Annotated in this window: 24 protein-coding genes; 10 read left to right on the top strand and 14 right to left on the bottom strand. The window is 41.0% G+C overall.

The features are described from left to right. Positions 1 to 54: 54 nt before the first annotated feature. From PR809_RS09675 to PR809_RS09695, 5 genes are all read right to left on the bottom strand, one after another. Positions 55 to 837 carry a sulfite exporter TauE/SafE family protein gene (locus PR809_RS09675; RefSeq protein ID WP_102138390.1) on the bottom strand — a complete coding sequence of 261 codons (783 nt, stop codon included), beginning with the start codon at positions 835 to 837 and terminating at the stop codon, positions 55 to 57. Then, positions 837 to 1,682, bottom strand: coding sequence for a MurR/RpiR family transcriptional regulator (locus PR809_RS09680; protein ID WP_102138389.1), 846 nt, complete (start codon positions 1,680 to 1,682; stop codon positions 837 to 839). The genes PR809_RS09675 and PR809_RS09680 overlap by 1 nt, the downstream gene beginning before the upstream one ends. A gap of 15 nt (positions 1,683 to 1,697) precedes the next feature. Then, positions 1,698 to 3,059, bottom strand: coding sequence for a PTS transporter subunit EIIC (locus tag PR809_RS09685; protein WP_206275896.1), 1,362 nt, complete (start codon positions 3,057 to 3,059; stop codon positions 1,698 to 1,700). 60 nt (positions 3,060 to 3,119) lie between these two features. Beyond that, on the bottom strand, positions 3,120 to 4,037 hold the full coding sequence (murQ, locus tag PR809_RS09690; protein ID WP_206275897.1) for an N-acetylmuramic acid 6-phosphate etherase: 918 nt from the start codon (positions 4,035 to 4,037) through the stop codon (positions 3,120 to 3,122). Positions 4,038 to 4,205: 168 nt separating this feature from the next. Then, positions 4,206 to 4,901, bottom strand: coding sequence for a carbohydrate-binding family 9-like protein (locus tag PR809_RS09695; protein WP_206275898.1), 696 nt, complete (start codon positions 4,899 to 4,901; stop codon positions 4,206 to 4,208). Between the two features lie 365 nt (positions 4,902 to 5,266). Here PR809_RS09695 and sanA point away from each other — a divergent pair, with 365 nt between their 5' ends. After that, positions 5,267 to 5,971: an outer membrane permeability protein SanA gene (gene sanA, locus PR809_RS09700; protein ID WP_004256559.1), complete on the top strand. Its 705-nt coding sequence runs from the start codon at positions 5,267 to 5,269 to the stop codon at positions 5,969 to 5,971. Between the two features lie 20 nt (positions 5,972 to 5,991). Here sanA and yeiB read toward each other — a convergent pair whose 3' ends face one another. Continuing rightward, complete coding sequence (yeiB, locus tag PR809_RS09705; RefSeq protein ID WP_206275899.1) at positions 5,992 to 7,137, bottom strand: DUF418 domain-containing protein YeiB; 1,146 nt, start codon at positions 7,135 to 7,137, stop codon at positions 5,992 to 5,994. A 3-nt stretch (positions 7,138 to 7,140) separates the two neighbouring features. After that, positions 7,141 to 7,800: a GTP cyclohydrolase I FolE gene (folE, locus tag PR809_RS09710; protein ID WP_004256561.1), complete on the bottom strand. Its 660-nt coding sequence runs from the start codon at positions 7,798 to 7,800 to the stop codon at positions 7,141 to 7,143. A gap of 449 nt (positions 7,801 to 8,249) precedes the next feature. Between folE and moeA the strand changes: the two genes are divergently transcribed. From moeA to PR809_RS09725, 3 genes are all read left to right on the top strand, one after another. After that, positions 8,250 to 9,491, top strand: coding sequence for a molybdopterin molybdotransferase MoeA (gene moeA, locus PR809_RS09715; protein ID WP_166266411.1), 1,242 nt, complete (start codon positions 8,250 to 8,252; stop codon positions 9,489 to 9,491). 5 nt (positions 9,492 to 9,496) lie between these two features. Continuing rightward, positions 9,497 to 10,249, top strand: a complete 753-nt coding sequence (gene moeB / locus PR809_RS09720; protein ID WP_195698362.1) for a molybdopterin-synthase adenylyltransferase MoeB — start codon at positions 9,497 to 9,499, stop codon at positions 10,247 to 10,249. Between the two features lie 209 nt (positions 10,250 to 10,458). Next, the gene (locus tag PR809_RS09725; RefSeq protein ID WP_004909208.1) at positions 10,459 to 10,794 is read left to right on the top strand and encodes a zinc ribbon domain-containing protein YjdM; all 336 of its coding nucleotides are present in this window, start codon (positions 10,459 to 10,461) and stop codon (positions 10,792 to 10,794) included. Between the two features lie 66 nt (positions 10,795 to 10,860). On the opposite strand, the gene PR809_RS09730 is transcribed toward PR809_RS09725, so the two are convergent. From PR809_RS09730 to PR809_RS09740, 3 genes are all read right to left on the bottom strand, one after another. After that, positions 10,861 to 12,459, bottom strand: coding sequence for an ABC-F family ATPase (locus PR809_RS09730; protein ID WP_102138382.1), 1,599 nt, complete (start codon positions 12,457 to 12,459; stop codon positions 10,861 to 10,863). Positions 12,460 to 12,693: 234 nt separating this feature from the next. Continuing rightward, positions 12,694 to 13,152 carry a GNAT family N-acetyltransferase gene (locus PR809_RS09735; protein WP_206275900.1) on the bottom strand — a complete coding sequence of 153 codons (459 nt, stop codon included), beginning with the start codon at positions 13,150 to 13,152 and terminating at the stop codon, positions 12,694 to 12,696. A gap of 30 nt (positions 13,153 to 13,182) precedes the next feature. Continuing rightward, positions 13,183 to 13,758, bottom strand: a complete 576-nt coding sequence (locus PR809_RS09740; protein ID WP_166266405.1) for a TIGR00730 family Rossman fold protein — start codon at positions 13,756 to 13,758, stop codon at positions 13,183 to 13,185. 313 nt (positions 13,759 to 14,071) lie between these two features. Between PR809_RS09740 and rhtA the strand changes: the two genes are divergently transcribed. Next, on the top strand, positions 14,072 to 14,959 hold the full coding sequence (rhtA, locus tag PR809_RS09745; protein ID WP_102138379.1) for a threonine/homoserine exporter RhtA: 888 nt from the start codon (positions 14,072 to 14,074) through the stop codon (positions 14,957 to 14,959). Positions 14,960 to 15,297: 338 nt separating this feature from the next. Next, entirely contained in the window at positions 15,298 to 15,801 is a 504-nt protein-coding gene (dps, locus tag PR809_RS09750; protein ID WP_102138378.1) for a DNA starvation/stationary phase protection protein Dps, read from the top strand. 128 nt (positions 15,802 to 15,929) lie between these two features. Here the strand turns inward: dps and dinG are convergent, their stop codons facing one another. After that, positions 15,930 to 18,038 carry an ATP-dependent DNA helicase DinG gene (dinG, locus tag PR809_RS09755; RefSeq protein ID WP_102138377.1) on the bottom strand — a complete coding sequence of 703 codons (2,109 nt, stop codon included), beginning with the start codon at positions 18,036 to 18,038 and terminating at the stop codon, positions 15,930 to 15,932. A gap of 258 nt (positions 18,039 to 18,296) precedes the next feature. Between dinG and PR809_RS09760 the strand changes: the two genes are divergently transcribed. Next, complete coding sequence (locus PR809_RS09760) at positions 18,297 to 18,458, top strand: hypothetical protein (RefSeq protein ID WP_004256593.1); 162 nt, start codon at positions 18,297 to 18,299, stop codon at positions 18,456 to 18,458. 38 nt (positions 18,459 to 18,496) lie between these two features. Beyond that, the gene (sseA, locus tag PR809_RS09765) at positions 18,497 to 19,336 is read left to right on the top strand and encodes a 3-mercaptopyruvate sulfurtransferase (RefSeq protein ID WP_206275901.1); all 840 of its coding nucleotides are present in this window, start codon (positions 18,497 to 18,499) and stop codon (positions 19,334 to 19,336) included. An 81-nt stretch (positions 19,337 to 19,417) separates the two neighbouring features. Here sseA and PR809_RS09770 read toward each other — a convergent pair whose 3' ends face one another. The 3 genes from PR809_RS09770 to rhlE all read right to left on the bottom strand — a co-directional run bounded on the left by PR809_RS09770 (position 19,418) and on the right by rhlE (position 22,275). After that, the gene (locus PR809_RS09770) at positions 19,418 to 19,666 is read right to left on the bottom strand and encodes a GlsB/YeaQ/YmgE family stress response membrane protein (protein WP_004256598.1); all 249 of its coding nucleotides are present in this window, start codon (positions 19,664 to 19,666) and stop codon (positions 19,418 to 19,420) included. Between the two features lie 161 nt (positions 19,667 to 19,827). Next, positions 19,828 to 20,769 (bottom strand): tRNA dihydrouridine(16) synthase DusC, encoded by a 942-nt coding sequence (gene dusC, locus PR809_RS09775; RefSeq protein WP_102138375.1) that lies wholly within the window; start codon positions 20,767 to 20,769, stop codon positions 19,828 to 19,830. A 168-nt stretch (positions 20,770 to 20,937) separates the two neighbouring features. Then, the gene (rhlE, locus tag PR809_RS09780; protein ID WP_195698359.1) at positions 20,938 to 22,275 is read right to left on the bottom strand and encodes an ATP-dependent RNA helicase RhlE; all 1,338 of its coding nucleotides are present in this window, start codon (positions 22,273 to 22,275) and stop codon (positions 20,938 to 20,940) included. A gap of 282 nt (positions 22,276 to 22,557) precedes the next feature. On the opposite strand from rhlE, the gene cecR reads away from it, so the two are divergent. Continuing rightward, complete coding sequence (gene cecR, locus PR809_RS09785) at positions 22,558 to 23,256, top strand: transcriptional regulator CecR (protein WP_195698358.1); 699 nt, start codon at positions 22,558 to 22,560, stop codon at positions 23,254 to 23,256. Positions 23,257 to 23,408: 152 nt separating this feature from the next. Next, positions 23,409 to 24,404 (top strand): secretion protein HlyD, encoded by a 996-nt coding sequence (gene hlyD, locus PR809_RS09790; RefSeq protein WP_166266390.1) that lies wholly within the window; start codon positions 23,409 to 23,411, stop codon positions 24,402 to 24,404. The last annotated feature ends 5 nt before the right edge of the window (positions 24,405 to 24,409 follow it).

Here is a 24,409-nt window from a genome sequence, read left to right on the forward strand (position 1 = left end):
TTTTTGGTAAGAGAGCAGTCCTATTATTGATGCCGCCAATAATAGGACATAAATCTAGAAAGTGAATAAATTCATTGTCATCATAACTGCGCTACAAGTAATTAATAACAATGTAATGTATTGGAAAGTGCGCTCGGATAAACGGATCAGTAAATATTTAGCCAGTGGCATCACAATCAATGCCCCCGCACACAGTATCAGCGCCAATTTTAAATCGGTATAACCGTCTTGCGCATAGGCCAAAGCAGAAGAGCCAGACAACACAGTTGTTACAAAAATCGATGTGCCAATTGCTTGCTTAATATTCAGTTGCATATAGCGCAACAACATTGGGAGAACAACCACCCCACCACCAACTCCAGTTGCACCAAGTACAACACCCGCTAGAACAGCTGGCACAGCCATGGATTTTAGCTGATCTCCTTTTGCCGCTTCTTGTTTGATGATCGAAACAAAAAACATTCGCTGAACAAATAAATAGAGCGAAAAGATAATGGCAGCAGCCACTAACAGGTTAATACCCCACTCGACTTGTTTTTCATACCCCGGTAATCCCCCAAGCCATGTCACAAGCAAACTAGAAAGAAAGGTGCTCGGCAACATAATCGCTAATACAATGAGCGCTCCTTTAAAGGGGATATTACCTAAGCGAAAATGCATATAAGAAGAAGAAACCTTCATTAGCATCGAAAGGAAATTGGCCGTGGCTACGGCTGCTAATGCATTCAGCCCAAAAAAATAGGTCAGTATCGGTAATACAATCACACCACCACCGACACCCGTTGTGCTAATAATCAGCCCAATAAGTGCACCTATCGCTAACTCCGTTACAATCATTAACTCTTGCCTTGTATCAGTGCGCGTCGCCCTTTTTGTAATGCTTCATTTGCATCACTATCTGCTAACGTGAGGTATTTAAAAAATAATGTATCGAAAGTAATCATCTGTAACACTTGGGGGGTGATGATGCCTAATTGGGAATGTTGCTCATCATAAAAATAAGGCAAGGCGAAGTCCGCTAACTTTATCGCTTCATCTTGACCAAACCGCGTCAGTGCGACTGTCGGGCAACCTGTTTCTTTTGCAGCTCGAAGCATGCTATTGATTTCTTGAGTATTTCCACGCGCTGTTACCGCAATTGCAAGGTCTTCCGGCCCCAAATTTGCCGAATAACTTAGCTGAACATGCAAATCATAACTAAACAGTGCGTGTTTATTAATGCGAACTAATTTATGGAAAATATCACTGGCAACAATGGCTGAAGACCCGACACCAAACAGCACGATACGTTTGGCCTGAAACATTTTTTGCGCGATGGTATCTACGACAGATGGCTCAAGTAAATCCAGTGATTTTTCAATAGCCGAAATAAACATTTGCCCTGTTTTGGCGATAATCTGAGAAGTATCATCGTGACGACTCAGATTACCGTATAAACTTTCCGCTTTGTGTTGCTTCTCATCCGACAAATAATCGACTTTAAATTCAGGATAGCCACGGTACCCCATTTGGCGTGAAAAGCGGATAACAGATGCACTACTGACCCCAGCCGCTTGTGCCAATTCCGCTGCATTCATCGCAATAAGGCTTTCGCGATTATCCAACAAAAATGTGGCAATACGTTGTTCTGTGCCTTTACCGCGTGTCTGCATGCTTTCCAGTTTTACCGTCAGTGTCGACATGGCTTTTCCTTCTAATTATTTTTCTGGATCAGTGAAGCCTATTATCATACTGGCAATGAACCCGACAATCCATGCACCTGCAACAGCAATTAAGAAATCCAGGATTTGGCCATCACCCACTAATGGAATTAATGATAACCCTGCTGTTCCAAAAGGAATGATGATCCCGACATGGAAGAATGCCATTAATGCCCCGCCAGCCGCGCCACCAATACAACCCGCAATGAATGGTTTACCTAATGGCAATGACACACCGAATAATAACGGTTCACCGACACCAAAAATACCCACAGGCAACGCACCGACTAAGGTTTTTTTCAAACGTTGGTTTTTGGTTTTTAAATAAACCCAGAAACACGAGCCCACTTGCCCCATTCCGCCCATCGCTAAAATTGGGAACAAGTAATTCAGGCCAAAAGTTTGCAAAATTTCAGCATGAATTGGGATCAAACCTTGGTGTAAACCCGTTAGTAATAAGAATAAGAAACTGCCGCCTAAGATACCGCCAGTCGCCACAGCGCCACCGCCACTATTTAATAAAGCGACAGAAACCCCTTGAGCCAAAATCTGGTTTAAGTAATGTCCTGCGGGTTGGAACACCACAATTGCGACCATCGCAGAGACTAAAATGGTCACAAATGGCGTCACGATAAGATCTAAGCTTTCTTTAATGATACTTCTAAACCACACTTCAAATTTAGAAGAGAAAACGACCACCATCAGTACCGCAAAAATCCCCCCACTCCCTGGGACTAATTTCGAGCCAAATAAGGTGATATCCGCTAAACCTGGCATCGAAAGTAGCCCAGCCATGACCGCACCAATTGAGGTGGAAGCACCAAGCTCTTTCGCGGTATTCACCCCAATCATAATTGAAAGATAAACAAATACTGCGCTACCAATCAATTTTAATAACTTAAATAACTCAGGGAATTGGTCGACAACACCCGGAGCAACCAAGCGGACGATATTGATTAGCCCCATAATAAGACCGCAACCAATCAGAGCTGGAATGGTAGGGACAAATATAGCGGCTAACGTATTTAAAGTACGACGGATCGAGAACACTTTTTTTTCTGTAGGCTTAGCCGTTTCTGTTGTTGAGGACGAACTACCTTGCATACGTTTGTTCATCACTGAAAAGACTTTTGCTGCGGTTCCCATCCCAACAATCACTTGTTGCTGTTCACCATTGAAAATCACGCCTTTTACGCCTTCAATTTGCTTCAAGGCCTCAGCATCGAATTTGCTATTATCTTTTAAAACTAAACGGATACGCGTCATACAATGAGTTAATGTTGCCACGTTCTCAAAGCCGCCCGCATATTTTTCTATTTCTCTGGCGAGTACTTCCAGATGTTCTATCTTATTAGCCATATTATTCCCCCGGTGTTGGCTAAGCTATATGCTAGCTTTCCATCACGCTATCCCCATTTATTAACGGTGTGTATCTAACATGCTGTCCAATGTGGTATTTGGATGCTGTTGAACGATGTCCGTCGCTTGCTGTGCGTTGATTTGTAACTCATGCATTAAAATTGCGCGTCGTGGATGATAATCCACTTGTGCCAATAGCTCTGCTGCGGTGTGTTCATCAATACCGCAGACCTCACTTACAATTCGTTCTGCGCGGCGCAGTAATTTGATATTACTCGCAACAACATCAACCATTAAATTAGTATGAATACGGCCTAATTTCCCCATCACACAAGTACTTAGCATGCCTAAAATCATTTTTTGCGCAGTACCGCTTTTCATGCGAGTCGAACCTGATAACACTTCAGGGCCAACATCGGGGGCAATCGCCAATTTTGCTACTTCGCTGACTAGCCCTCGGCCTCGCGTAGTAATTGCCACCGTTAACGCACCGATTTCATTAGCATATTCAATGCCCGCTAAGGTAAATGGTGTGCGTCCGCTGGCTGCAATACCCACCACGACATCTTTGGCACAGAGTTGGCGTTTTTTTAGCTCTTCAATCGCTGACTCTACTGAATCCTCAATATTTTCAACCGCTTTTAGCATGGCATTTTGGCCACCTGCAATAATCGACTGCACCATTTCAGGTGAAGTGCCAAATGTGGGTGGGCATTCTGCACTGTCTAACACGGCTAGCCTGCCACTGGTTCCCGCCCCAATGTAAAACAAGCGCCCACCTTGTTTTAAGCATCCGGCAATCGCGTCAACCACTTGGGCAATCGCGGGTAGAACGGCCTGAATGGCCCCTGTAACGGTACTATCTGCTTGGTTAATAACCTTCACCATCGAGAGTGTATCCAACCGTGAAAACTGTTGTGTTTCCTGATTGAATTCATTGTGTAGGCAGTCACTCAGAGTATTTTCGGCTAGAGACATTAAAACGCCCTCATGAAATTTAATTTCATTTAAAAATACATTAAATGAATTTTTATTTCAATTTAAATCACTGCAATTTTGTACAACTTAATTGCGGGTTATGATCTTTCTCACAATAATAGGTCTGTATTGAAAAAATACCGGTGACGAAAGCCACCGGCGATAGCTCTATTTTACGAACTTACAGGTTCCGAAGGCAGATGGGATATGAAAATCAGGTTTAACAGAATCAGGTTTGATCCAGCTAATCCATTTACGCACTTGCTTAGGTTCACCCGCGCTGAACTCCCCACGTAAAATGGCACACATTAGTGTCTGCTTGTCTGCGTCTTGCCATAAATTAAGTTTGGTAAATTCATCCAAGTCAATTTTTCCCGTTAATACATAACCATTTGGCGTTATTTCACCCACGGTTTGTAATGTCTCCCAGTTCCAACTTGGGTCAACTTCACGGTAATAATTAGCTTTTGCATCGAAAGTACGTCCTTTCGGGTCCATTTCAGCCGTGTAATAAGGTTTTAGTTCAGGGCTAGTCGCAAAAAAGAGTTCGACTCGGTCAGAATCTAACACCGCTTGGTCTTTATCTGGGTTATCACCTAACTGAATATCTTTATCATCTGCAATAAAACGGAAATATAATGCGTCATCACTCCACAAAGCGCGAAAATCTGTTTTGGGAGCCGCTTCCTTTTCCCATGGGTACGTAAAATCGGTTAATATTTCTGCTTTTTCCCAGACTTCCGTACTTTTAGTCGCATCATTGAGTGATTTTAACTGATCGGTATGATTGATTTGGTACTCTTTCGCTGCCACACTCGCGGTAACAAACACAGCACTCGCGGCTAATAATGTCGTTAGTTTCATACTTTCCTCACCTATCTAATTAAAGATCTGCTATTCACAGAAACCGTCAAGAAACAATATTTCACTTCAAATTAAAAATATAGAATTAAAATTTCATAATATATAGCTTCATTCCATAAAAACTACCATGATGTGAAGCGAATCACTCTTTGATGAGAACGTGATTTACCTTTTTCATCCAATTTCTGATTAATTTTGATTCAATTATTAGGCTTAATATTAGTCAACTTCGATTAGTGTGCAGACATTGACATGACTTTACGTTACGCGACTTGCGTCACTAATTTAAGTCAAGTAGCCTAGAGACACAGGCCTACTGAGGCTGACAATTTCGGATTATGACTCTTTATTATCAAGGCTAGGACATGAGGAAACGTCTGTTTTTTGGTCTTATTATTCTTGCAGGGATCGCATTTACGACCATAATGTTGCTTGATCGCTGGATAAGCTGGGATACCGCCCCCTATATCTATGAAGATGTAGAAAAATTGCCTGCGCGCGATGTCGGGATGGTACTCGGCACATCCAAATATTATGCCTCTGGTGTTAATAACCTCTATTATACCTATCGCATTAAAGGCGCAGCGGAGGCATACCACAGTGGAAAAGTGAAATATTTGCTCCTCAGTGGTGATAATGGCGCTCATAATTACAATGAGCCAATCAACATGCGCAAAGATTTAATTAAAGAAGGGGTTCCAGCCTCCAAAATTGTGCTCGATTTTGCTGGTTTTAGGACATTAGACTCCGTAGTACGCACTAAAAAAGTGTTTGATACCGATAATTTTACGATTATTACCCAGCGTTTTCATTGTGAACGTGCGGTCTTTATCGCCAAACATAAAGGTATTGATGCGCAATGTTTAGCGGTTCCGACACCTTCTGGGATGTATAGAGTGAGAGTGCGTGAAGTGTTTGCGCGGCTAGGCGCTCTGGCAGATTTATATATCTTAAAACGGGAGCCTAAATTTTTAGGTGAACAAGAATCGATCCCAGCCCCGATTAAAATGCCAGCCGGAATTAAAGGCTATCCGGCGGTTTCACCGGATGAAGTCAATAAATTGAAGTAGATATATAGGTAGATAAATACTCATCTACCTATTAACTTTGCTGTTAATTTGCGCCAACACCATTCAAGTGGGCCTTGTCTGAAAAACATCAGCCAATAATAAGAAAACAATACATTTATTCCCCAAATAATGGGAACCAAGACAATTAATTCAACCCGCGTGAATTGACCAAAATAGCCTAATTGGTAAAACAGTGTGGTACAAATTAGCGTTTGCAAAATATAATTACTCAGCGCCATCCGCCCCACATATTGCAGCCCATGGATTACCTTGTTATTTGCGATTTTTTCCCAAAAACCATACACCAAAGCGATATATCCTAAAGATTGGAATGGAATAACTAGCTCATTAATAATGTAACCAATGATTGATGTTGAAAAATAACTCCAATTAAATTGGCTTTGCATGTATAGCGAAACTATTTGGACCAATATCGATGGCAAGATAAATATGTAGGCTATTTTACGGTAGTGTTGAGCGCTAAATTGCCCTTGTAACCAGCCATTTTTCATTAACAGTGCGCCAATAATCATCAATGCCGCTAATTGCCAGCCATATTGGATAACCAACATTTCAACCATTTTGAGCATCTCTGACGCCCGATAAAGCACACCATCCATTCCCCCCGAGGTATGCATCACATATTCAAATGCCAGTTGCTCATCCGTGGTTTGCCAAAAACCGGAGGGATCTATACTACTTCCCAACACGAGCAAAATAACTAACCCAACCAAATAGATTGATAGTGCTATTTTCAATAATAAACTATCATCATATTGATTAAGCAAATAGGTCACTAACAAGCCGGTTAATGCATAAGCCAACAGAATATCACCATCCCAAAAACCAACCCCATGGATCACCCCGAATAGGGCTAAAACAGATAAACGGCACTGGTTCCAACGAAGAGAGCGAGAGTGTAATAAAGCAAGCGTTGCCCCAAATAGGATTGAAAAAATCGCGAGAACTTTACCTTGAAAAAGGACATTGAAAACACCCCAGAGGTAAGCCTCTGAATCGGATGTTGTATTGGTATAGTAAGGGTTTAAATACGCTGCTTGTGGTAAAGCAAATGCAAAGATATTCATTAGCAGAATACCTAAAATTGCTATACCACGAACAGCGTCAAGTTGGTCAATGCGGCTTGACGGTGTCGTTGTTGTCATAAATTATAAGTGACGAACTGCACGTAAAAATTCTTGCCGTGTATTTTGGCTTGATTTAAATAACCCACCAAGTGACGTTGTTGTTGTTGCACTTGTCGCGTCACGAATACCACGAGCTTTCACGCAATAATGCACCGCATCTATGCAAACTGCCACATTTGTTGTTCCCAATAATGTTTGCAAAGCAACCAAAATTTGCTGAGTTAAGCGCTCTTGCACTTGTGGGCGTTGTGAGAAAAATTGCACAATGCGATTAATTTTCGATAAACCAATCACTTTGTCTTTTGGAATATAAGCAACCGTAGCCTTTCCATCGATCGTAACAAAATGGTGTTCACAGGTACTTGTTAGCGTGATATCACGCACCGTGACCATTTCATCCACTTTCATTTTATTTTCAATCAAAGTGATTTTTGGAAAGTTTGCGTAATCAAGCCCTGAAAAAATTTCATCAACATACATTTTTGCGATACGACGAGGGGTATCAGCTAAACTGTCATCGGTTAAATCCAAATTCAGCAGCGTCATGATCTCTGTCATGTGCCCTTCAATCAGTTTCTTACGTTCGTCGCCTGACTTTGGCTGGATACGTAAAGGCGTTTCTAAGCCTCTAGCCTCCAGCGCGGCATGAACTAATTCGGCCTCTTTACTCAGAGATGACATGTGAGCCTCCACAAATGGTATTACTATTTTTATAAAATGCAGGTGTGCGGTACTCTAAAACAGCAGGTACAGATAATCCAGCACAACATAGATAATTGCCGTGAAATAATTGCATTTACCCCTGTAATTCATTCACCCAATGATTACTTTCTTTAAACGGTTTAACACCTTATATAACGTGATTTTTATCACACTTTTTCTCAATCCTTTAACCTTGAATGGTGAAAAACCAATAACCCGCCAATAAGTAACACAATACATAACCTAAGCATTAACCATTCTGTGCATAATTTTGTTTGTGATAATGCCACCTTACTGGTTAAATCTGACCAAAAGCTATCTGTAATCAATTTCTATTCATTCACCCACTAATGGATTTCTGCCATAATATGCATTACGAACACATTTTAAAGCCTCAAGGCAGATAACAATAATGAGGGTCATTATTTATGGATCAGTGTCATACTAACGATTTGATTTCTCTAGATGTTGCATTGGAAAAATTACTATCTCAAACGAAAACCGTCACAGATACAGAAATCATTCCACTGACCTCCTCTGCACAGCGCATCATTGCGACAGACCTAATTTCTCCTATCAATGTTCCACCATTTGATAATTCTGCGATGGATGGTTATGGCTTACGTTTTGCCGATTGGGATGGTAAAACGCCAATGCCTGTGGCAGGTAAATCATTTGCTGGCAACCCGATGGAAGGTGAGCTCAAAGCGGGTTGCTGCGTGCGTATTATGACGGGTGCTCCAATTCCACAAGGTGTGGACACTGTTGTCATGCAAGAGTCTACAGAACAAACCGAGCAAGGGATTATATTCACCCACCCCATCAAACAAGGCAGTAATATTCGTAAAGCTGGGGAAGATATTGCCCAAGGCAGTGCGGTGTTCCCTGCAGGAACCTTACTTACCACTGCTCAGCTACCTTTAATTGCTTCACTGGGTATTGCAGATGTCGCCGTATATCGTCGCCTTAAAGTTGCCGTTTTTTCAACGGGTGATGAACTGCAAGCGGTCGGCCTTCCTTTAGCAGATGGGCAAATTTATGATACTAACCGCTTTACCGTCCGTCTGATGCTTGAAAAACTTAACTGCGAAGTGCTCGATTTAGGTGTGATACCGGACTCGCCAGAAAAACTCAAACAAACCTTTATCGAAGCTAACCAACACGCGGATTTAGTGATCAGTAGTGGTGGAGTTTCCGTGGGTGAAGCCGACTATACCAAACAAATTTTGGATGAATTAGGCACGATTGGTTTTTGGAAGTTAGCTATAAAACCAGGAAAACCCTTTGCATTTGGCAAGCTGAGTGACGCTTGGTTTTGTGGGCTACCGGGGAACCCCGTTTCCGCAGCACTCACCTTCTACCAATTGGTTCAACCGCTGATTGCTCGTCTTTCAGGGCACAGCCAATGGCGTGCCCCGCTACGCTTTAAAGTTCCAGTTACCACCACATTGAAGAAAAGCCCGGGCCGTTTAGATTTTCAACGAGGAATTCTAAGCACCAATGAGCAAGGACAGTTACAAGTCGCCACAACGGGTCACCAAGGCTCACACGTGTTTAGTTCATTTAGTTTAGCTAACTGCTTTATTGTCCTTGAACGAGAGCGTGGGCGTGTTGAAGCAGGTGAAATGGTTGAAGTCGAAATGTTTAACTATTTATTAAAAAGTGAATAATAACTGTGCAAGAGCTTAGCGATCTGGAAATGTTGCGGTATAACCGCCAAATTATCCTCCGTGGGTTTGATTTCGATGGGCAGGAAAAACTTAAGGCTGGCAAAGTGCTAGTTATTGGCCTTGGCGGTTTAGGCTGCGCTGCAACACAATACCTTGCTGCTGCCGGTGTCGGTCATCTGACATTGGTGGATTTCGATACTGTGTCGTTGTCTAACTTGCAACGGCAAATTTTGCACCGTGACGCCACCATTGGTACACCCAAAGTTGATTCAGCTAAAGTGCAACTTGCTGCCATTAACCCACATATCCAAATTGACACCGTCAATGCACAACTAGATGATGCTCAACTTGATGAATTAATCATGCACCATGATGTGGTCTTAGACTGCACCGATAACGTTGCCATTCGTGAACAGCTTAATCGCCTGTGTTTACCACAGAAAAAACCACTGGTTTCAGGTGCTGCCATCCGCATGGAAGGGCAATTATCTGTTTTTACTTATGAAGAAAGCACCCCTTGTTATCACTGTTTAAGCCGTTTATTTGGTGAAAATAACTTAACTTGTGTTGAAGCCGGAGTTATGTCCCCTTTAGTTGGTACCATTGGTACGCTAGAAGCAATGGAAACAATTAAATTATTAGCTAATTATGGGAAAGTTAATTCAGGAAAAGTATTGTTATTTGATGCAATGACTATGGATTTTCGCCAATTTAAACTTAGCAAAGATCCCCATTGTGAAGTCTGTGCTAAAGGCTAACGACTAAATTTTCGGGCAAGTTGTTTTTTCTCATCATTCAGGCGAGGCTTTTCTCGCCTTTTTCCCATTTTCACCACATCAAAATTAGGAATAATCCGAAAAAATAATTTAATTCTCCTTTCACCTTATACTATCTCTCTTTTGTGGTGCTTGATGGTTTAAATATCACCACTGTTTATTCTTTTGATAAAGTTACTGAGAGTATGAATATGCAATTCCCTCCTTGCCCGAAATGCCAGTCTGAATACACCTATACTGATAACGATATGTATATCTGCCCTGAGTGCGCGCATGAATGGAATGATGCCGAGCCTGTAGCTGATATTGATGAATTGATTGTAAAAGATGCCAATGGCAACCTGTTAGCTGATGGTGATACCATCACGGTTATTAAAGATCTTAAAGTCAAAGGCAGCTCTTCTATGCTAAAAATTGGTACCCGCGTTAAAGGTATCCGTTTGGTCGAAGGCGACCACAATATCGACTGTAAAATTGATGGCTTCGGCCAAATGAAATTGAAATCTGAATTTGTGAAGAAAAACTAAGTTTACTTCGCCCATTAAAAAGCCCTCATAATTGAGGGCTTTTTGTTTTTCATCCAAAAACCAGATTTAAAGAACGACACCTTGGCTTGTCAGGTATTCATCATAAGTACCTTTGAAATCAATGACTTTATCTTCTTTAATCTCCAAAATACGGCTCGCTAACGAGCTAACAAACTCACGGTCATGGGAAACGAAAATTAACGTTCCTTTGTATAATTCGAGAGCTAAGTTTAATGACTCGATAGATTCCATATCCAAGTGGTTGGTTGGTTCATCCATAATCAAAATATTTGGTTGTTGCATCATTAACTTACCAAATAACATGCGCCCTTGTTCACCACCGGATAACACTTTAACTTTCTTTTTAATGTCATCTTGAGAAAACAGTAAACGGCCTAAAATACTGCGCACCGCTTGCTCGTCATCTCCTTCACTTTTCCACTGACTCATCCAGTCAAACACGGTTAAATCTGTTTCAAAATCTTCTGCGTGGTCTTGAGCATAGTAACCAATGCTACTGTTTTCTGACCATTTAACCATTCCGCTCGTTGCAGGTTGTTCACCCACCAGCGTTTTTAAGAATGTCGTTTTACCGATACCGTTAGCACCAATAACCGCCATTTTTTCGCCAACTTCCAGTAATAAATTGACGTTTTTAAATAATGGCCCTTGGTCATAACCGTTCGTTACCGCTTCTAATTCCAGTGCATTGCGGAACAATTTTTTCTCTTGTTCAAAACGAATGAATGGGTTTTGACGGCTAGACGCTTTCACCTCATCCAATTGAATTTTATCAATTTGACGTGCACGGGAAGTCGCTTGTTTCGACTTAGAAGCATTCGCACTAAAACGACTAACGAAAGATTGCAGCTCAGCAATTTGCGCTTTTTTCTTTGCGTTATCCGACAATAGACGTTCACGAGCTTGGGTTGCCGCGATCATATATTCATCATAGTTACCCGTGAATAAACGTAATTCACCGTAATCTAGGTCAGCCATGTGCGTACATACGGTATTTAAAAAGTGCCTATCATGGGAAATAATGATCATAGTACAGTTACGATCATTCAGCACTTGCTCTAACCAACGAATCGTATCGATATCCAAGTTGTTCGTCGGCTCATCGAGTAATAAAATATCTGGATCAGAAAATAGGGCCTGTGCCAGCAGCACACGCAGTTTCCAGCCAGGTGCGACTTCACTCATCGGCCCATAATGCTGTTCAACAGGGATACCTACACCCAGTAATAATTCACCTGCACGTGCTTCTGCGCTATAGCCGTCCATTTCACCATAAGCGACCTCTAAGTCAGCGACTCGGTAGCCGTCTTCTTCGCTCATTTCAGGTGAGGCGTAGATCCTATCGCGCTCTTGTTTTACATCCCACAGTTCGCTATGCCCCATAATCACGGTATCAAGCACGGTAAATTCTTCAAATGCGAACTGATCTTGGCGAAGTTTACCAATACGCTCATTTGGATCAGTCGTGCTCACATTACCCGCTGTTGGGGTTAAGTCTCCCCCTAAGATCTTCATAAATGTGGATTTACCTGCGCCATTTGCGCCGATCAAACCATAACGGTTGCCTGTGCCAAATTTAACTGAAATGTTTTCAAACAGTGGCTTACTGCCAAACTGCATAGTGATATTGTTCGTTGTTAACACTGCTATGCCTTAAATTAAACGGTGTAAAATAGCCTGCGATGATTTGGGTTCCATGACTACAGCGTGCAAAACAACCCAAAATAGTGATTTGAGCAGCAAAATACATTCCATGCATGGTCATTAGAGTATGGCAGGTATAAATAGCGGCGCATTATGCCATATTACACCGCTTAGATCTTGTGCTGTTTTCAGCAAATTGATTAGCACGGAAGGAAAGGCTGACTAAATGCCAAACTAAAGCGTGATCCCCATAGTACGGCTGATTTCTGTTAGCCCTTCTCGCTCATAAAACTTAATGGCTTTATGATTTTGCGCTAATACCGACAGCTCCAAATGGCTAAACTGCCTACTCTTCGCCCATACTTTAATGCCATCGAGTAATTTTTGCCCTGCTTTTTCACCACGGAAATTGGGGTCAACCACTAAGTCAAAAATATAACCAAAATTTCGAGGAACAATGCAGCTATAAGGATCAGCAACTTGTTGTTGCGCGATGCAAAATCCTTTAATCTCACCGTTAAATTCAGCAACTAACAAATAAAATTTATCATCGATAATCGTATTTTCAATAAATTCCCTAGCCTGCTCTGCAGGTTGTAAGCGCTCGGGGTCTAGTAATGCCATTTCCGAAAACAAAATTTGATAAAGCGATAAAATAGAGTCTATATCACTTTTTATAGCTTCCCTTATCATGCATTCCTCTCTGTGATTTCGATATTAATGCTAATCGTAAGTTTTAATTGGTGGCGCAATATACGTTTCGAAGCTTTCTAGTAATTCAGCTGGCGAATCATTCACAATCGCCATATGACGATATTTTTCATGTAGGAAGCCTTCATCCGCCATTTTATTTGTCATATCAATCAATGGTTGCCAATAATTATTAATATTAAACAAGGCACATGGTTTAGTATGTAAACCAATTTGGCTCCAAGTAAATACTTCTGCGTACTCTTCAAGCGTGCCATAACCGCCTGGTAAAGCGACAAAAGCATCGGCAAGTTCAATCATTTTACTTTTACGCTGATGCATCGTTTCAACTTTATACAGCTCAGTTAAATTCTTATGAGAAATTTCGCGTTCTTCTAGCAATGAAGGGATCACACCAATCGCCTTACCACCTAATGACAAAACAGTATCAGCAACCGTTCCCATAATCCCCACACTCGCCCCACCATAGACTAATGCGATATCGCGACTAACCATTTCTTTAGCAAATTCAATGGCTTTTTGCTGATAAATTTCGTTTTTCCCCATGCTTGAACCACAATACACTGCAATGCTTTTAATTTTTCCCATTTGTTCCTCATTTCCATTTTTATAGTGGCTTTTTAGAGAATGGAATTATACGAGCCTAGTGTAGAAGCTCAAGCATCATCCTTCCCACCATAAAATTAATCCATGTTTATAACATCGCCATTCAGTTAAACCAACACCTTGAATACCCATAGAGCACATTTATCACCTTGTTATTGTTAGCTGTAAAATAAAGAAATATAAAGCAGCAGGGTTTTATGAGATAATCTGTCAGAAATTATTTTTCATCATTAAATACTTATTTTTCTAAATATTTATTGCCAATTAAGTTACGTTGTCTGAGGTTTACTTATTTATGTCTGCCGACACTAAAAAGAGCGCATTTCCGCTATTACCTATCGGGTTATTACTGCTTGCTATGACCTCTATTCAAAGCGGGGCTTCTTTAGCTAAAACTTTATTTCCTGTTATCGGCGCTCCCGGTGTTACTGGTTTACGTTTATTGCTTGCTACAATTATATTATTTGTTATTTTTAAACCTTGGCGTTTAAAATTCAGAAGAAGCTCGCTAGTTCCACTGCTAGCCTACGGCTTGTCCCTAGGTACGATGAATTATTTGTTTTACCTTTCCCTTGAGCGCATTCCATTAGGAATAGCCGTTGCACTAGAGTTTACTGGTCCTTTAGCTGTCGCAATGTTCTCCTCTCGCCGCCCAATTGATTTTTTGTGGATAGCCCTTGTTATAGTTGGGTTATTATTTTTACTCCCAATTGGCGATAATATTGAATCCATTGATACACTCGGTGCTATCTATGCTCTCGGAGCCGGTGTCTGTTGGGGGTTGTATATTATATTTGGCCAACGAGCGGGAGCGGGCTATGGCGCTGCCACCGTGGCTATCGGTTCATTTATTTCTGCGATGATTTTCTTCCCGATCGGTTTAATGCAAACAGGTGTCGAGGTGATGTTCGACCCCTCAATTTTACCTATTGCACTAGCAGTCGCGATTTTATCAACCGCATTTCCTTATACTTTAGAAATGATCGCGCTAACGCGTTTACCTGCCCGAACTTTTGGTACATTGATGAGCCTTGAACCTTGTATGGGTGCATTTTTAGGAATTGTTTTCCTAAATGAGCACTTAACGATGACTCAGTGGTTAGCCTTATTATGTATTGTCTGTGCTTCTATTGGCTCCACCTCAACAGCGGTACCAAAGTCAAAAATTGAAAAAGTGTCCTAGCCACTAAAAGCTAGAAGCAAACAAAGACAGTCAAGGTTAATAAATTCGACATATTGATATTTATTAACCTTTTTTCGTGTAAAGTTTTATTCATCAATTTGAAATAATCTATTTTTATTTCTAGTTTATGCTTTAAATAAAAATTAATTATCTCTATCGCACTTATTGTCAAAAACGATTAGTATCGAAGATCCACAATTAATTAACGGTTAATAAAGTATATCGAATAGACCTATTAAATTAATCGTTTATTACATTATGACAAATTAGTTTGGTTATTTTATATTTATTGACAGATGAGGTTACTAAACAAATTCATATTTAAGAGAGGATGAATCATGAGCACAGCTAAATTATTTAAAGCATCTTCAAATGAACTTTTATATACACGTAATGATATGGAAGACAGCGTAAAATTGGAAACCATTGGAATTCTTAATGTTATGGTTGTCCACTTTACCGATCTCTCTCTAATGACTAAACAAGCCCACTGGAATATGCGTGGTCGCAATTTTATCGCTGTACATGAAATGCTAGATGGCTTTAGAACCACGTTAGTTGAACATTTAGATGAATTCGCAGAGCGCGCGGTTCAATTGGGTGGGGTTGCTATTGGTACAACCCAAGAAGTTAACCGCTTCACCTCGTTAGAAGCTTACCCAATTAATATCCATAGCGTACAAGACCACTTGAAAGCGTTAGCCGACCGCTATGCTATTGTCGCGAATGATATCCGCAAAGCCATTGATGAAGTGGAAGACGAAGACACTGCGGATATGTTTACTGCGGCTTCCCGCGATATGGATAAATTCCTCTGGTTCTTAGAAGCAAATATTGAGTAATGTCGTAAATAGAGTCAATTAAAATTGACCAATGGCCACTGAAAAGTGGCCATTTTATTTGCGAGTAAATAACTATAAATCAAACTGTTATTTAAATATCTAAAAATAAAATGAGTTAATTTAATTATTTACTGTTTTTTAGGTATTTCGGGTTGTTCTATCGGAAATACTGGTAATGCATTTAATAGCCTTTTACCATAATTTTTAGTCAGTAAACGTTTATCATAAATAATAATTTCACCATAACATTCATGACTACGAATTAGCCTGCCCGCTTGCTGTATCAAATTAAATGAAGCGCTCGGTAAACTTTGTACTTCAAATGGGTATCTCTTCAATGATTTCAACCAATCCCCTTCTGTGATAATCACTGGGTTTGTTACTGGTGGAAACGCAATTTTATGAATATGGACCTGAGTTAAGTATTCCCCTTTGAGGTCTAACCCCTCAGCAAACGATTGTAAGCCAATTAAGGCACTAGCTTGCCCTTGGTTAATTCTTTCGCAATGTGTTTCAACTAACCGGTAGCGAGGTTGATCTCCTTGGACCAAAAGCTGCAAGCGCAAATCTTTTACGTGTTCGAGAAAGCCTTCCATCGCTCTTTGGCTACTAAATAAAACCAATACTCCACGATGAGTATTTTGAGTAAATTGCTCACGGAAAAATACCGCCATTTCTGCTAAGTGTTCAGCTTCATTATTGATAGTTGGCTCATATTCCATTTTAGGAATAATAATTTTACCCTGCTCAACATGGTTAAAAGGGGAAGACAATGTCACAAAGCGGTCATCACTTTTTTCGGATAGCCCTGTGAGCTCCATAAAACGTGAATAACTGTTCAACGACCTCAGTGTTGCCGAGGTAATGACAATATGAGGCACATTGCGCCATAACAAATGTTGTAACTGCTCACTTACTCGGATCCCCGCACAATGCATAAAGAAACGAGATTGGTTTTTCTCATAACGCCGACTTAACCATTTTGACACAGGAGCTCCTGAACTTTGCTCTAATGCCGCCAGCCGCCATAGCTTCGACATATTTTCAAAGTACCCCATAGCCCTGCTAGTCACAATAATGGAACGATGTAAGCGAACGATATCTTGTTTCGCAGTTTGTTCCGTTAAATCATTTAAGATAGCTTCAGCCAGCCCTTGTAACGCATCAGTCTGCTTGAACAACACCTGACAGCTTAATTGCATTGCTTCAGGTAACACACCTAGTGGAAATAAATATTCAGTTTCTTTTGATGTTTCTGGTAATAATGCATTCGCTAATAATGAGAAATCGCGAAATGTTTCCCGTAATTTTTCTGCATGCTGCTGTAACCGTTCAGGATTAGCAAGCTTTGGTGGCTTCACTGGACGAAATTGGCTCATATATTGCCCAACATGCTGAATAAAGCTATCAAGCTGTGCCGTTAATTGAACTAACGTAATTTCGCCTTCAACTTCAAGGGCATCCCTCGCAACGTCTGGGACATGGTGGCCTTCATCAAGCACTAATAATAAGTTTTTCGGGTCCGGCAAAACCGACTCACTCTCCATTGCGGCCATAACCAATGCATGATTAGCGACCACCACATCGGCATCTTCAATTTCCCGCCTAGCAATAAAAAATGGACACCGCTGATAAAATTGGCAATTACGACCCAAACAATTCATTTTATCAGTGCTAACTTTACGCCATAAACTATCACTAAATGCACGTTTGTGGTGATCCCTTAACCCATCCCATGCAAAGCTCTGAAAATCATGCCGCAGCTGCTGACAAATTGCCCGTTCTTCACTATTCGCAATTTCTGTTTTATCTTCCACCAATAACATTAAATCAATTTGTTCGCCTTCTGCTGCGCAGATAGCTTCTAAATTACGAGGACAAACATAACGAGCACGCCCGAATGCACCCGTATATTTTAGATCAGGAATAATTTTGCTTAATAACGGTAAATCTTTGCTATAAATTTGGTCTTGTAGCGCCACATTTGCCGTACTGACTACTAAGGTTTTTCCTTCTTCCCTGCCAACTGCAATTCCCGGTATTAAATAAGATAGCGTTTTTCCCACCCCTGTAGGTGCCTCTATGACCAAATGGCGACCATCATCATCCGCTAGGTTTTTTGCGACTTGCGCGATCATCTCCCGCTGTGGGGCTCGGGAAACAAACCCGTCAATTTGTACGGACAACCCTTTATACCACTGAGTTATTTGTTCTTTAGTTTTATTTGACAGGGACATAAATTATGCAGGTGACCAAAGTTAAGATGAAAGATAACGAAACCGACAACAATACGAAATAGGAAAAAAAATTTTTTGCCAACCGCTTCGCAAAACTACTGTATTAATACCCATTATACATAAAAATTGGGAAGCTTTTTGCAAAACGCCCATTATGCAACAGAAAAAATAGCTTTTAACTTGTTTGCAACACTCATCCGGTTATACTTTGAGTTCTTATACTATTTTGAATTTTTATCACTAGGCAGGCTATAAAAAATGAAAAAGGTTGTTATCGCACTTTGCGCATTATGTGCTTTTGGTTCTGTTGGCGGTATTGTTTTAGCGGGTATGAACATTTATACACGTTCAACAACTCCCCTTGAACAAGGGCAGCCGCAATCCCCTTCAGCACTGCCAGCACCCAATCAAATTCAATAATTTTAAAATAATTTATCAGCCCAGGATGGAGATAGCTTATGTACAACGATTATTTCGTCACCCCACAATGGTTAAATTCACATCTATTTGATGACAACATCGTTGTACTCGATGCATCCTCTCCACCACCGACTGCACCTTATGATTGCCGCCAGCAATATTTAGAAGAACACATTCCTAACGCTCAGTTCTTTCATCAAGACGAAATTGCAGACAAAAGCTGTGATTTACCCCATATGCTGCCAAGTGCCGATATTTTTAGCCAAGCCGTTAGTGCCATGGGCATTGGCAATGACACCCAAGTTATTATTTATTCGCAGAATAATTTATTCTCATCCCCAAGAGCATGGTGGACTTTTACTACAATGGGCTGCAAAAACGTTAAAATTTTAGCTGGTGGTATCGATGCTTGGAAAACTGCTGGGTTTGATGTTCAGTCCGGGGAAGTCACTCCACCAGCTGCGAAACAGTTCCATGCAACACGCAAAGACAGTAATGCACTGAATCGAGAGCAAATGCTTGATATTGTGAATCAAGGCAAAATTCAAATTATTGATGCTCGTGCAGAGCCACGCTTTCTTGCCCAAGCGCCGGAACCTCGTCCAGGCTTGCGTATGGGTCATATTCCTGGGAGCAAAAACGTCCCATGGGATCTTCTCGTTGAAAAGGGTGAATTCAAATCACCAGAGCAACTTAAAGCTATCTTTACTAAACAAGGTGTGGATATCCATGCACCTTCTGTGACGACCTGTGGTTCAGGAATGACCGCTGCGGTGATATTAATGGCATTAACATTATTAGGTAACCAAAACGTACGTTTGTATGATGGTTCATGGGCCCAATGGGGGCAAGATAACGGCCTGCCAATTGAGTCGTAGCCTCCCCACCGCCATAAAAATATAAGCCACTTAATATTCAAGTGGCTTATAGAATAAAGATTTATCAAGTAGAGAAAATAGCTATTTGGCAAATATCCCAGCTAAGAACAGCACGACTATCGCTCCGATAACCGCGACAACAAAGCTACCAAAGTTGAAGCCATCAACTTTTCCTTTACCAAAGAAAGTGCTGATGTAACCACCCACAACAGCACCAACAATCCCCAACACGGTGGTCATAATGAACCCCATGTGGTAAGTACCCGGCATCAGCCACTTAGCTAAAACACCAGCAATTAGACCAAAAATAATCCAAGCTATTACACCCATCTTACGCCTCCCAGACTAGGTAATTTCACGACATACATCAAAATATTCTCAGGCAACAGTGTGAGCTTTAAATAAATTAAATCGCTCTCCTACCAATTAAGTAAAGACCCTATGAGTTAATTTCGCAACTATAAAATTTTGCTAATTAACATTATTCATAACTAATTACTCACAATTTCAGTTATCACTTGCGCAATCTGTTGGGCATTTTTTAACGATCTAACCTGAGAAAACAGTTCATCTGCCTGATGGTATTCTTTACGTAAATAACCTAGCCACTGCTTGATTCGAGCAGCATGGTAATGGCCTGTATCTCCTTGTTTTTCAAGCTCCGTATACTTTAATAACAACCTGCCAACCTGCTCCCAAGGCATTTTAGATTCATTAAATTTAACCACCCGGCTAAGGTTTGGGGTGTTTAGTGCTCCACGACCAATCATCACGGCATCACAACCTGTGATTTCAAGGCAGCGCTGTGCGCTCGCATAATCCCAAATTTCACCATTAGCAATCACTGGGATCGATAATTTACGGCGGATCTCTCCAATAGCAGACCAATTAATACTCTCTGCTTTATAACCGTCTTCTTTCGTTCTACCGTGAACAGTGAGCTCTGTGGCCCCTGCCTGTTGAACCGCATCTGCAATTTCATAAGCAAATTCAGAGCTATCCCACCCTAAACGGACTTTAACCGAAATAGGTAATTCTTTTGGAACCGCTTCTCGCATTGATTTAGCAGCTCGATAAATTAAATCAGGTTGTTTCAATAATGTCGCACCACCGCCATGGCCATTGACTGTTTTTGATGGACACCCGCAATTTAAATCAACCCCCCAAGATCCTAACTCGACCGCTCGGTTTGCATTTTCTGCTAACCACTGAGGATGCTGCCCTAACAGCTGTACACGGACAAGTGTCCCTGAAAGGGTACGACTTTCATGCTTTAGCTCAGGGCATAAACGGTAAAATGTTTTTGCGGGTAAAAGGGTATCAACCACACGAACAAACTCTGTTATGCACAGGTCATAGTCATTAACTTCACTTAATAAACAACGAACTAGAGGATCTAAAACCCCTTCCATAGGAGCTAATAAAACGCGCATAAGTGACTCACAAAAAACGTAATAATTCCTGCTTATCATACCGTTTATTTAATTGATAAGCAGGAAAAATTCTAAGACAGGAGTGGCCAGAGACTGGCTTGAAATGGTTTTTCAAATAGCTCTAGTCAATGCTATTAACATTAAAAAGAGCTACAAGATTACGGGAGGTTAACTATCACTACGCCCTTGTTTGACTTTTTTCTGTGCGTTTTTCCATGGGGAACCCGCCCCCTTTCCTGAACTCGGCTTTGACGATGGTGCATTGCTACGACGTGGTGCTTTACTCTGATTCCTATCACCTGAACCGCCTGAACGACGTTCATTCCGTTGTGGTGTTTTTTGAATAGGCTCCGCTTTGATGGATGGGTCGGGCTCATAGCCTTCAATCGCCATCAATGGAATCGATTTTTTCAATAATTTCTCGATATCCTTGAGTAACTTAGCCTCATCAATACAGACTAAGGAAACAGCCATTCCAGTTGATTCTGCACGGCCTGTACGGCCAATACGGTGAACATAATCTTCTGCAACATTAGGTAGCTCAAAATTCACCACATAAGGAAGCTGTTCAATATCAAGACCACGAGCTGCGATATCCGTTGCCACTAAAACACGAATATCTCCAGATTTAAAGTCAGCTAATGCACGTGTACGCGCTCCTTGGCTCTTGTTGCCATGAATAGCCGCAGCTTTAACGCCATCTTTATTTAAATGCTCAGCAAGACGGTTTGCGCCATGTTTTGTACGTGTAAAGACGAGGACTTGTTGCCAATTTTCACGGCCAATCATAAACGAAAGCAGCTCTGCTTTTCTTTTTTTATCAACCAGATGCACATACTGGGTAATTTGCTCCGAAGCTGAGTTTCGTGGAGCAACTTCAATAGTCACTGGATTATTGAGTAATTTATTCGCCAGTTGTTTGATTTCGTCAGAAAACGTTGCTGAGAATAATAAGTTTTGGCGCTTTTTAGGTAACTTATTAATCACCCTACGAATATCATGAATGAACCCCATATCTAACATACGGTCAGCTTCATCAAGTACGAAAACTTCGACTTGAGAAAGATCTACCGCATTTTGGTGCGCTAAATCTAATAAGCGCCCCGGAGTTGCAATTAAGACATCAACCCCGCCACGTAACTTCATCATTTGTGGGTTAATGCTTACCCCACCAAAGACCACAAAAGAACGAATACGTAAATGACGGCTATATTCTTTTACATTTTCAGCTACTTGTGCTGCAAGCTCCCTTGTTGGCGTCAAAATTAACGCACGAATAGGCTTGCGATCCTTCCCTGCTCGAGGAGTTGTAATAAGCTTTTGTAAAATTGGCAATGTAAAACCAGCCGTTTTACCTGTACCTGTTTGGGCGCTAGCTAAAAGGTCATTTCCTGCAAGCACGGCTGGGATAGCTTGTTGTTGAATAGGCGTAGGACTTTCATAGCCTAATTCATTAATGGCAAGCAAAATTTCCTCGTTTAACGCGAGGTCTGAAAAAGTAGTCAAATTAATTACTCCGGGCTTCACCGCTTCAAATTGAATGTGGCAGTTATGGGGAAGTGAGTCAGAAGAAAAGCGCAAACTGCCGTGCGACACTGTGTAAAATTCTAACATCATTTGCTGATGATAAATATATTAATTTAGTTTGGTTAATAAATTAATATAAAATCTCATTCGTATAGTATATATACTTACATGGTACTATGAGATGTCGTTTTTTGATTTTTATAAAAATGAAAAGCCACCAAGAGCTAATTAGATATTATTTAATTCTGAATTTTTAAAGGAATGGTTATGAATACAAATTCATCGTCAACATTGCGAGGAGAAAATGCGAAAATGCAATTGCTTCTCACTGCTGCTGATGTATATGGAGAACAAGGGCTCGATGGCGCTACCACACGCAAAATCGCACAGGCATCAGGGCAAAACATCGCCGCAATTTCTTATTATTTTGGCTCAAAAGAAGGACTTTACTTAGCTGTTGCTCAGCTTATCACACAAACAATCCGGGACGATTTCCATGATGTCTTTCAAGAAATTGACAACTTTCTAAATCAACCTTTATCAGTTCAAGTCACTGATGATGCGCTTGGTTTACTACAAAAAACAGTCATTGCCTATAATCACTTTCAGTTGGAAAAGAAAAATTTAAGTTTTTCTCGCATATTAGCACGTGAACAACTCAACCCAACCGAAGCCTATACAATCATCCACGAACAGGCTTTAGGCCCAATACATTCGCGTCTAAACCGTTTGATTGCCATTTACATTGGTGCTGATCCCAATCATTTAACAACGCTAATTCACACTCACGCTATCCTTGGCGAAACGCTGTCATTTCGTATTGCTAGAGAGACGTTATTACGTCAAACCGGTTGGAAGCATATTAATGAAAATGAATTTAAAATTATTAATCAAGTTCTTATTGAGCATACAAATATATTATTAGCAGGCTTACGCCATCGCAAACAATATGAAAAGTGATATGATAAAAATATTAAAGTGATTTATTCACATTGATAATAACTAGAGGCTGATGATTTTATTGTAATTTATGCCACATTTTTCCACTAAAAACAGCGGCCTCTAACAACAAATTTGTTTTCATATCGTGGATTCTTTAAGTAAGGTTAGCTATGAGCAATAAAAACCGTTCTGTTGTTGTTTTCATTATTCTCATATTAATCGGCGCTGCAATTGGCGGTTATTACTACTATCAATCACAGCAAGACAAGATATTAACACTCTACGGCAATGTTGATGTCCGCACGGTAAATCTCGGTTTTCGTGTCCCGGGCAAGCTTGCATCCCTAAGCGTTGATGAAGGTGCAAAAATTATTGCAGGCCAGCAGCTTGGTCAACTGGATGACGCTCCCTACATTAACGCGTTAAATAAAGCCAAAGGGGTGCGCGACAGCGCCAAAGCCCAACTCGCTTTGAAAGAAAGTGGTTACCGCACCCAAGAAATCGCACAAGTTGAAGCGGAGTTGGCTCAAAAACAAGCAGCTTGGCAATATGCCGATAACTTTTATAAACGTCAGCAAGGGCTTGCAGCATCTCGCGTTATTTCAGCTAATGATTTAGACAACGCGAAAAACAACCGAAACCAAGCATTTGCCGCTCTTCAAGCAGCACAAGACAAGCTGAATCAATACCAAAGTGGCTTTCGCCAAGAAGAAATAGCCGCTGCACGAGGTGAATGGTTACAAGCTGAAGCGGCTGTTGCCCAAGCTGAACTCGACTTGAAAGACACCATTTTAACTGCACCTTCATCTGGGACTATTTTAACCCGAGCAATAGAACCGGGCACAATCATCAGTGCAGGTAATACCGTATTTAGCGTCACATTAACAAACCCCGTTTGGGTTCGAGCCTATGTTAGCGAACCACACCTCGGAGATGCCATCCCTGGTAGAGAGGTCTTGCTGTATACCGATAGCCGCCCGAATCAGCCTTATCATGGTTCCATCGGGTTTGTTTCCCCTACCGCTGAGTTTACGCCTAAAAGCGTACAAACCCCTGATTTAAGAACCGATTTAGTCTATCGACTGCGTATCGTTGTCAATGATGCTGACGATGCTTTACGCCAAGGAATGCCTGTGACTATTCAGTTTGCTGATAATAAACAGTAAGAGTT

Source organism: Providencia sp. PROV201 (genome assembly GCF_028479545.1).
Taxonomy (GTDB): domain Bacteria; phylum Pseudomonadota; class Gammaproteobacteria; order Enterobacterales; family Enterobacteriaceae; genus Providencia; species Providencia huaxiensis.